The sequence below is a fragment of the Rhizobium sp. RHZ01 genome, from assembly GCF_014851595.1.
Lineage (GTDB): Bacteria > Pseudomonadota > Alphaproteobacteria > Rhizobiales > Rhizobiaceae > Rhizobium > Rhizobium altiplani.
Map to the genome: position 1 here is coordinate 177,137 of NZ_JACUZZ010000009.1, position 9,469 is coordinate 186,605.

The window sequence follows — 9,469 nt, forward strand, 5'->3', positions numbered from 1 at the left end:
TCGACGCTCCTTTGCGGTCACGGTATCGCTCATCAAAACGGACATTGTCAATCGAAAACGATCAAAATCGATTATGTTGCAGCGCAATATGAAATTTTATGATCGTTTTTGATTGACACATTCTCACAACTGCGAAATAAGCAAGCTAGGAGGAACCCCATGCACGAACGCGAACGCCATCGCATCATATTGAGCGCCGTTCAGGAAAAGTCGGTCGTTACGATTCAGGATATTTCCGAATTGACCGAGGCTTCCGAGGCGACGATCCGGCGTGACATCGCGGCCCTTCATGTGCAGGGAAAGATCCGGCGTGTACGCGGTGGCGCAGAGGCCGTGCATCCGCCGCAACTCGGCAATCTGGCCGGGCGACCCTTCAGGGTCTCGGAATCAGTCAACATCGATAAAAAGCGCTCAATAGCGCGCGCTGCCGTTGATCTCTGCGATCAGGGCGATGCGATCATCATCAATGGTGGGACCACCACGTTTCAGATGGTGCACTTCATGGCCGCCCATCGCATGCAGGTGATGACCAACTCGTTTGCGATTGCCGAGCATCTGGTCAAGCACTCGAAGAACACGGTAACGGTCCCCGGCGGGGTGATCTACCGCGAGCAGAGCCTGATCCTGTCGCCATTCGACAATGATGCGATCCGCAATTTCTACGCTCGCCGCTTCTTCATCGGCGCGCAGGGCGTCGGTCCGCTCGGCATCATGGAATCCGACGCGCAGATCATTCAAAGCGAACAGAAGCTGATGCACCAGGCCGACGAACTCGTCGTCATGGTCGATTCCAGCAAATTTCACCGCCGGTCGAGCCTCATTCTGTGCCCGCTCGACCGTGTTTCGACGATCATTACGGACGACGGTGTTCCCGAGGACTCCGTCCGGATGATCGAGGATGCGGGCATCAAGCTCGTCATTGCGAGCACGATCTCGCAAATGAAGGAGGATTCCTCGTCGGTTGCCTGAGGGGCCCCGTCAGGATGTAGTTAAGTCTTATCAACGTGGGAGGATAAAGCATGAAATTCGCAAAATCACTCGCAGTCGGCGTCGCCTTTGCGGTGGCCCTGATGGCAGGCGCCGCAAGCGCCAAGGACGTCAAGATCGGCCTGGTCGTGAAGTCTCTCGGCAACGGCTTCTTCGAAGCCGCCAACAAGGGCGCACAGGAAGCGGCAAAGGAACTCGGCGGCGTGGAAGTCATCTACACCGGCCCGACCTCGACGACGGCAGAGGGCCAGATCGAAGTCATCAACTCTTTGATCGCCCAGGGCGTTGATGCCATCGCCATCTCCGCCAATGACCCGGACGCTGTCGTACCGGCCCTGAAGAAGGCCAAGCAGCGCGGCATCAAGGTCATCTCCTGGGATTCCGGCGTCAACAAGGACGGCCGCATCCTGCAGCTGAACCCGTCGTCCAACGAGCTGATCGGCAAGATGTGCCTGACGCTCGCCAAGGACCACCTGGAAGGCGGCAAGGGTGACTTCGCAATCCTGTCGGCAACGACCACCTCGACCAACCAGAACATCTGGATCGACCAGATGAAGAAGCAGCTCAAGGACTTCCCGGGCCTCAACCTCGTCACGACAGTCTACGGCGACGATCTGTCTGACAAGTCCTATCGCGAAGCCGAAGGCCTGCTGAAGTCGAACCCGAACGTCAAGGTCATCGTCGCTCCGACGACGGTCGGCGTTCTGGCCGCTTCCAAGGTTGTCGAAGACAAGGGTCTTGTCGGCAAGGTCTACGTGACCGGCCTCGGCCTGCCGTCTGAAATGGCTGGCGCGATCAAGTCTGGTGCAACGAAGGAATTCGCCATCTGGAACCCGATCGACCTCGGTTACTCTGCCACGCAGATCGCCTACCACCTCGTAAAGGGTGACGCGACCGGCAAGCCGGGCACCGAAATCGAAGCTGGCCGCATGGGCAAGATCAAGATCGACGACAAGGGCGAAGCCGCCATGTCCGATCCGTTCGTGTACAACGCTTCGAACATCGACCAGTTCTCGAAGGTTTTCTAAGCCTCGCTCATCCAAGCAAAAACCCGGCGGTTCCCGCCGCCGGGACTTTTCATTTGAACACTGGTAAACGCTGATGAACACTGCCCTTCAACAATCCGTCGCGGGTTTCAAGACGGACGAGGCGCCCGCGATCCTCGAGATGCGCGGCATTTCGCAGATTTTCCCCGGCGTGAAGGCGCTCGATAACGTCAGCATCGCGCTCTATCCCGGCAAGGTTACCGCCCTGATCGGTGAGAACGGCGCCGGCAAATCCACACTCGTCAAGATCCTGACCGGCATCTACCGGCCGAACGAAGGCGAGATCATCGTCGACGGCAAGCCGACCACCTTCGCCAACGCGCAGGCCGCCATCGACGTCGGCGTCACCGCCATTCACCAGGAAACCGTGCTCTTCGACGAGTTGACGGTTGCTGAAAACATCTTCCTCGGCCACGCGCCGCGCACGAAGTTCCGCACGATCGACTGGAAACTGATGAACAGTCGGTCGAAGGAATTGCTCCATTCGCTTGAAAGCAACATCGATCCGACGATCCGTCTCAAGGATCTCTCGATTGCTCAGCGTCACCTTGTCGCAATTGCTCGCGCACTTTCCATCGAAGCGCGCATCGTCATCATGGACGAACCTACCGCAGCACTGTCGCGCAAGGAAATCGATGACCTCTTCCGCATTGTCGAGGGCCTGAAGGCACAGGGCAAGGCGATCCTCTTCATCAGCCACAAGTTCGACGAGCTTTATGAGATCGCCGACAATTACGTCGTTTTCCGCGACGGTCGCGCTGTTGGCCACGGCCAACTCAAGCAGACGCCGCAGGACGATATCGTCCGTCTCATGGTCGGTCGCGATGTCGAAAATGCATTCCCCAAGGTTGACGTGGCCATCGGAGGTCCGGTGCTCGAGGTCGAGAAATACTGTCACCAGACAGAGTTTCGCGACATTTCGTTCACGCTTCGAAAGGGCGAGATCCTTGGTATCTACGGCCTGATCGGCGCCGGTCGCTCCGAGCTCTGCCAGTCGCTGTTCGGTATCACCAAACCCGCATCCGGCACGCTGAAGCTTGGGGGCCAGGCGCTGACAATCCACTCGCCACTCGATGCGATCCGCGCCGGCATCGTCTACGTGCCGGAAGAACGCGGCCGCCACGGCCTGGCGCTGCCGATGCCGATTTACCAGAACATGACGCTGCCGTCGCTCGGGCGCACATCGCGCAAGGGTTTCCTGAAGGCGGCCAATGAATTTGCCTTGGCACGCAAATATGCCGAGCGCCTGGACCTGCGCGCTGCAGCGCTTTCGGTTCCGGTCGGAACCCTGTCGGGTGGCAACCAACAGAAGGTGGTCATCGGCAAGTGGCTGGCAACATTGCCGAAGGTGATCATCCTCGACGAGCCGACGAAAGGCATCGACATCGGTTCGAAGGCGGCCGTGCACGGTTTCATCAGCGAGCTTGCCGCCGAGGGACTGTCGATCATCATGATCTCGTCAGAACTGCCGGAAATCATTGGAATGTCCGATCGGGTCCTCGTCATGAAGGAAGGCCTCATGGCCGGCCTCTTCGAGCGCAAGGATCTGACGCCGGAAACGCTGGTTCGCGCCGCGACCGGTAATGCTTGAGGTAATCGGAATGTCGAGACTCCTGAAAAAACGCGAAACCCTGCTCTTCATCATTATCGCGATCATGGTTGCGACCTTCTCGACGAGAGCCCAGGATTTCGCGACACCCGGCAACCTTGCTGCCATCTTCAACGACACGTCGATCCTGATCATCCTTGCACTCGCTCAGATGACCGTCATCCTGACGAAGTCGATCGACCTGTCGGTTGCTGCAAACCTTGCCTTCACCGGCATGGCCATTGCGATGATGAACGCCGCCTATCCCGACCTGCCGCTGATCGTCTTGATCCTCGCCGCGATCCTGATCGGCGCCTTTCTCGGTGCGATCAACGGCTTCCTTGTCTGGGCGCTGGAAATTCCGCCAATCGTTGTCACGCTTGGCACACTCACCATCTATCGCGGCATGGCTTTCGTCCTGTCAGGCGGCGAATGGGTCAACGCGCACCAGATGACGCCGACCTTTCTCAACGTGCCGCGCACCGTCGTCCTCGGCATGCCGATCCTGAGCTGGGCCGCGATCATTATCGTCGCGCTGATCTACATGCTGTTGAAATACACTCAGTTTGGCCGCTCGACCTATGCTGCCGGCGGCAATCCGACGGCTGCGGTCTACGCCGGCATCGATGTCGGCTGGACGAAGTTCCTTGCCTTTGTTCTGTCGGGAGCGCTCGCCGGGCTTGCCAGCTATCTCTGGGTCTCGCGTTATGCGGTCGCCTATGTCGATATCGCCAACGGCTTCGAACTCGACAGCGTTGCAGCCTGTGTTATCGGCGGCATCTCGATTGCCGGCGGCGTCGGCTCGGTGATCGGGACCGTGCTTGGCGCCCTGTTCCTCGGTGTCATCAAGAATGCCCTTCCCGTCATCGGCATCTCGCCGTTCACGCAAATGGCGATTTCCGGCACCGTCATCATCCTTGCCGTCGTCTTCAATGCAAGGCGCGAGCGCAATCGTGGCCGCATCATCCTGCGTGACAAGGCCGCAGCAGAGACACCAGCAGAGGTGGCAGCATGAGCACCGTCGTTTCCACCCCGCGCGAGAAGCGCGTCATCCCGGACCGCCTCGGCACGCCGTTCAAGCGCATCATGTCGAGCTGGGAGGTCCTCCTCTTCGGCGTTGCTGTCTTGATCTTCATCTTCAACTCGCTGGCATCCCCCTACTTCCTGGACGCCTGGAACCTTTCGGACGCGACCTTCAATTTCACCGAAAAGGCGATGATCGCATTTGCCATGGCGCTGCTCGTCATTGCCGGCGAGATCGACCTGTCGGTTGCGGCCATTATCGCCCTTGCTTCGACCGCCATGGGAGCGGCAGCGCAAGTCGGTGTCGGGGCACCCGGCCTCGTTCTCATCGGCATCGGCGTTGGCCTGCTCTGCGGCATGTTCAACGGGTTTCTCGTTTCCGTCATGAAGCTGCCTTCGATCGTCGTGACGATCGGCACGATGAGCCTGTTTCGCGGCGTCTCCTACATCGTCCTGGGCGATCAGGCCTATGGAGGCTATCCGGACGATTTCGCCTTCTTCGGCCAGGGCTATGTCTTCTGGGTCTTCTCCTTCGAGTTCGTGCTCTTCATTGTGCTCGCAATCGCCTTTGCGATCCTGCTGCATGCCACGAATTTCGGCCGTCAGGTCTATACGATCGGCAATAACGACTTCGCCGCCCGGTTCTCCGGCATCCCGGTCGAGCGCGTGAAATTCATCCTGTTCATATTGACGGGCGTGATGAGCGGCGTCGCCTCCGTCTGCCTGACCTCACGCCTCGGCTCCACCCGCCCCTCGATCGCTCAGGGCTGGGAGCTCGAAGTCGTTACCATGGTCGTGCTCGGCGGCGTCTCCATTCTCGGCGGCTCCGGCAAGATTGGCGGCGTCGTGATTGCCGCCTTCGTCATGGGCCTTGTCACCTTCGGCCTCGGCCTCTTGAATGTGCCCGGCATCGTCATGTCGATCTTCATCGGCCTGCTGCTGATCATCACCATCGCGATCCCGATCGTCGCCCGCCGCCTCAAAGCCATGAGTTCCAAATGACGTTGGAAAAGCACGCCTTCAAGATGACGCTGAACCCCGGCATGGAAGCCGAGTACAGGAAGCGGCATGACGAAATCTGGCCGGAGCTGGTCGACCTGCTGCACCAGTCCGGCGCCAGCGACTACTCGATCCATCTCGACCGCGAAACGAACACTCTGTTTGGCGTTTTGACCCGTCCCGTCGATCATGCGATGGCAAGCCTGCCAGACCACCCTGTCATGAAGAAGTGGTGGGCTCACATGGCCGACATCATGGCAACCAACCCGGATAATTCTCCCGTCCAGAGCGACCTCGTCACCGTCTTCCATATGCCATGACGCCGAATTACAGCCGCATCGCCGTTCTCGACATCGGCAAGACCAATGCCAAGGTCGTGGTCCTGGACAGCGCGACCGGCGCCGAAATCGCCGTGGCGAGAACTCCGAACACGGTTCTGAAGGGTGGACTTTATCCGCACTACGATATCGACAGGCTTTGGTCCTTCACGTTGGATGCCCTTCGCTCCTTCGCCAGGAAGCCGGGTTTCGATGCCATCTCGATCACCACCCATGGCGCCTCGGCTGCGCTTCTCGGCAGGACGGGCAATCTGGCCATGCCGGTGCTCGACTACGAGCATGAATATCCCGTCGACATCAGCGACGCATATGCGCGACTGCGTCCACCCTTCGAAGAAACCTTTTCGCCGCACCAAACGATGGGCCTGAACATCGGCGCGCAGCTGCATTACCAGAAGACCGCCTTTCCTGATGATTTTGCCAAGGTGGCAACGATCCTCACCTATCCGCAATACTGGACAGCACGGCTGACCGGTGTCGTGTCGAACGAGGTGACCTCACTCGGCTGCCATACCGACCTCTGGAACCCGCGCGACGCCCGCTATTCCTCGCTGGTCGATACTCTCGGCATCCGTGACCTGATGGCGCCGATCCGTTCCGCCTTCGATCCCCTCGGGCCGGTCTTGCCTGATATTGCCGAAGCGATCGGCCTCGCCCGCGAAATCCCCGTTTATTGTGGCATTCACGATTCCAACGCGTCGCTTCTGCCACATCTGCTTGACCGCCCAGCACCCTTCGCAGTTGTCTCGACGGGCACATGGGTGATCAATTTCGGGGTCGGCGGCGATCTCGATCGTCTCGATCCCAAGCGCGACACACTCGCCAATGTCGATGCCTATGGCCGGGCCGTTCCCTCTTCCCGCTTCATGGGCGGACGCGAATATGAAACCATCTCAGGCGAAATCGGACAGGTTGACAAGGAAAAGGTCGCCTCGGCGGTCGAGCAGGCGATAACAAAGCGCCTGATGCTGCTTGCGAATGTTGCACCGGGCTCCGGCCCATTCCCCGGCAAAAGCGCGCGTTGGGTCAACGCGCAAGACGTGACACCCGAAGAGCGCTACGCCGCGCTCTGCCTCTATCTCGCCATGATGAACCAGGCCTGCCTCGATCTGATCGGCGCGCGGGGCCCGGTCATCGTGGAAGGACCATTTGCGCTCAACGATACGTATCTGACGCTGCTTGCGGCTCTAACCAACCGCGAAGTCATCGCCGTCCCCGGATCGACCGGCACGAGCCAGGGCGCCGCTCTGCTGACCGGCATCAAGCCACCTGCCGGCGCCGAGCGCCATGTCACGCGAAGCCCTGTCTCCGGGCTCGACGCCTACCGTCGAGCTTGGCATGCAGCGATGGCATAGCAGTCTTTCCATAGAGACCCCTCGCTCCATCTTAGCGTTAGCTATAGGCTCGCGACTCGAAGCAAAAGGAGGAGACCTCATGGCAGATTCGGCCGCCGCACCCTTTGATCCGCGCGCGCTTGCAGCAAAACTACACGGTCTGCGCCGTTCACGAAACCAGGCACCGACCGCTGGGTTTTCCCTGCCTGCCGATCTCCGGCACGCGATGGACGCGCAGAATTTTCTCGCCGCCGATGAGGCGATCGAAAGCAACGCCTGGAAGGTGACCGTCTCGCCCGATGGGCAGGCCGTAACCGCGCCACTGCACCCTTATGTGCAGGCTGACTCAGGGGCGCAAATTCCGTGGCAGAGGGGCACCAAATTCGAGGCAGAGATCGCAGTTCGCCTCGGCCGTGACCTGCCGATCCGCCGGGAGGGCAGCTACAGCCGAGCCGACATCGTCGACGCGATCGACGCCGTCCATCTCGGCGCCGAACTTCTGGCCAGCGCCGTTGAGGAGAGCGGCAAGATCTCGTTCCTTCTGTTTCTGGCCGATCGACTGGGAAACAGCGGCTATGTGCTCGGTCCGCGCGTGTCAAAGTCGGCGGTCGACACGGCGAGCGGAACGGCGCTTAAGGTGACGTTCAACGGCCAGCCACTCTATGACGCGCCCGCCCAGCATCCCAAGGGAGATGTCCTGACGTGGCTCCTGGACTACGCAAATGATGGGATGCGGCCAAACACATCGCTCAAGGCTGGCGCGCTCATCACGACGGGCACGCTCTGTGGCGCGATCGAACTTCTCACGCCAGGCGAAATCGAAATTGCCTTTGGTGGATCTGCCTATTTGCGCCTGGCCCTCGTCTGACTGAGATTATCAACCTATAGATGATGGCCGGGCGATTATCATAGATTACTCACGAAGGCCGGCCGTTAGTAAAGATGTCGACGGAACGTAGGTTGACGTCGACGATTGCCCGGTCGCTGTTTGAAAATATCTTTGACGACGCTACTACCAGGTTCATCAACATAAAGGTTCAGGGGGGGCTCCGTTCGCGTCGGTGGAAGCAAGCCCGATCCCGAGGGGATAAAACCGAGCCGCATATCTACTCGGCATGACGTGCGCCGGCTGTACCATCGTCGATGAGAGCACGAGCGGAGCCGCGGCTGCCCTGGCTTCGGGTGCTGTTATTGTCTTCGCTCCCCATCGACCGCGGAGCCGCCGACCAAGGTCAAGAGCCCTTGCAGCGAATGGGCGGACTTCAAGAAATGGTATTGAGGCCGGGCTAATTCGCCAGAAAAACCCGCATTCAAGCGCTGCTGGACGCCTCACTTAGCTGCGGTGCCGTGGACTTCAATACAACATGGACGATATGGTCCTCCCAACGTGCCAGCGATTCCTTCCGCTCAAAGTCTCGGTCAAAGATCGTGGAGAGCGTGAAACGGTTAGACAGGTAAAAAAAACTCATCGACGCAACGGTCATGAATATCTTGAGGGCGTCTAGGCCACTGCGCACGCTTCCTTCCTCGATCCCGCGGTCGGCCAAATTCTGCAGCTTCTCGAGTAAGTGGTGATTGACCAGCTTTCCATTTGCGGATTTGGCCAGGAACCTGCCGTGGTTGAGGTTTTCGGTGCCGAGAAGGCTTACCATTTCCGGATTTGCCAGAAAATACTGCCATGTGAAGCGGGTTATCTCCGCGATTCCAAAAAGGGGCTGCGTGTAATCGATTTCAAGAGCCCGCTCCGCCGCCAGCATTTTTGCGAACGCGTGGTCCAAGACAGCAAAATAGAGGCCTTCCTTGTCCCCGAAATAGTGATAGATCATGCGTTTGTTTGAGCCTGCTCGCTCTGCTATCGCGTCTATTCTTGCCCCGCCCAAGCCATAGCAGGTGAATTCGCCGGTTGCGGCGTCGAGAATGGTCTCCTTCGTTCGTTCCGGATTTCTTTTCACCATCGACTTCACTTTCGGAATCGAGCTTTGCCGATTTGCGACGAACCGCACCCTTACATATTCGGATAGACCGGCCCCTCGCCGCCCTGCGGCGGCACCCAGTTGATGTTCTGGTTGGGGTCCTTGATGTCGCAGGTCTTGCAGTGGACGCAGTTCTGGGCGTTGATGACAAAGGTCTCTTGCCCATCCTTCTCCACCCATT

The 9,469-nt window shown here is 59.2% G+C and carries 10 protein-coding genes; 8 read left to right on the forward strand and 2 right to left on the reverse strand.

The genetic code is table 11. The features are described from left to right. The first annotated feature begins 159 nt into the window (after window positions 1-159). The 8 genes from IB248_RS12435 (at window position 160) to IB248_RS12470 (ending at window position 8,183) form a co-directional block, all read left to right on the forward strand. Complete coding sequence (locus tag IB248_RS12435; RefSeq protein ID WP_025661577.1) at window positions 160-969, forward strand: DeoR/GlpR family DNA-binding transcription regulator; 810 nt, start codon at window positions 160-162, stop codon at window positions 967-969. Between the two features lie 50 nt (window positions 970-1,019). Further along, window positions 1,020-2,015: a rhamnose ABC transporter substrate-binding protein gene (gene rhaS, locus IB248_RS12440; protein ID WP_025661576.1), complete on the forward strand. Its 996-nt coding sequence runs from the start codon at window positions 1,020-1,022 to the stop codon at window positions 2,013-2,015. Window positions 2,016-2,088: 73 nt separating this feature from the next. Then, window positions 2,089-3,624, forward strand: coding sequence for a sugar ABC transporter ATP-binding protein (locus tag IB248_RS12445; protein ID WP_169680483.1), 1,536 nt, complete (start codon window positions 2,089-2,091; stop codon window positions 3,622-3,624). A gap of 10 nt (window positions 3,625-3,634) precedes the next feature. Continuing rightward, the gene (locus tag IB248_RS12450) at window positions 3,635-4,636 is read left to right on the forward strand and encodes an ABC transporter permease (protein ID WP_192240928.1); all 1,002 of its coding nucleotides are present in this window, start codon (window positions 3,635-3,637) and stop codon (window positions 4,634-4,636) included. Next, window positions 4,633-5,646 (forward strand): ABC transporter permease, encoded by a 1,014-nt coding sequence (locus IB248_RS12455; protein ID WP_192240929.1) that lies wholly within the window; start codon window positions 4,633-4,635, stop codon window positions 5,644-5,646. The genes IB248_RS12450 and IB248_RS12455 overlap by 4 nt, the downstream gene beginning before the upstream one ends. Next, entirely contained in the window at window positions 5,643-5,963 is a 321-nt protein-coding gene (gene rhaM / locus IB248_RS12460) for an L-rhamnose mutarotase (protein ID WP_192240930.1), read from the forward strand. The genes IB248_RS12455 and rhaM overlap by 4 nt, the downstream gene beginning before the upstream one ends. After that, window positions 5,960-7,336 (forward strand): FGGY-family carbohydrate kinase, encoded by a 1,377-nt coding sequence (locus IB248_RS12465; RefSeq protein WP_192240931.1) that lies wholly within the window; start codon window positions 5,960-5,962, stop codon window positions 7,334-7,336. The genes rhaM and IB248_RS12465 overlap by 4 nt, the downstream gene beginning before the upstream one ends. A 79-nt stretch (window positions 7,337-7,415) precedes the next feature. Then, entirely contained in the window at window positions 7,416-8,183 is a 768-nt protein-coding gene (locus tag IB248_RS12470) for a fumarylacetoacetate hydrolase family protein (RefSeq protein WP_025661570.1), read from the forward strand. Between the two features lie 442 nt (window positions 8,184-8,625). Here IB248_RS12470 and IB248_RS12475 read toward each other — a convergent pair whose 3' ends face one another. Both IB248_RS12475 and IB248_RS12480 read right to left on the reverse strand, forming a co-directional pair. Beyond that, complete coding sequence (locus IB248_RS12475) at window positions 8,626-9,270, reverse strand: TetR family transcriptional regulator (RefSeq protein ID WP_192240932.1); 645 nt, start codon at window positions 9,268-9,270, stop codon at window positions 8,626-8,628. A 50-nt stretch (window positions 9,271-9,320) separates the two neighbouring features. After that, window positions 9,321-9,469, reverse strand: a 149-nt coding sequence (locus tag IB248_RS12480; RefSeq protein ID WP_192240933.1) for a 4Fe-4S dicluster domain-containing protein, incomplete at its 5' end; no start/stop codon positions are given.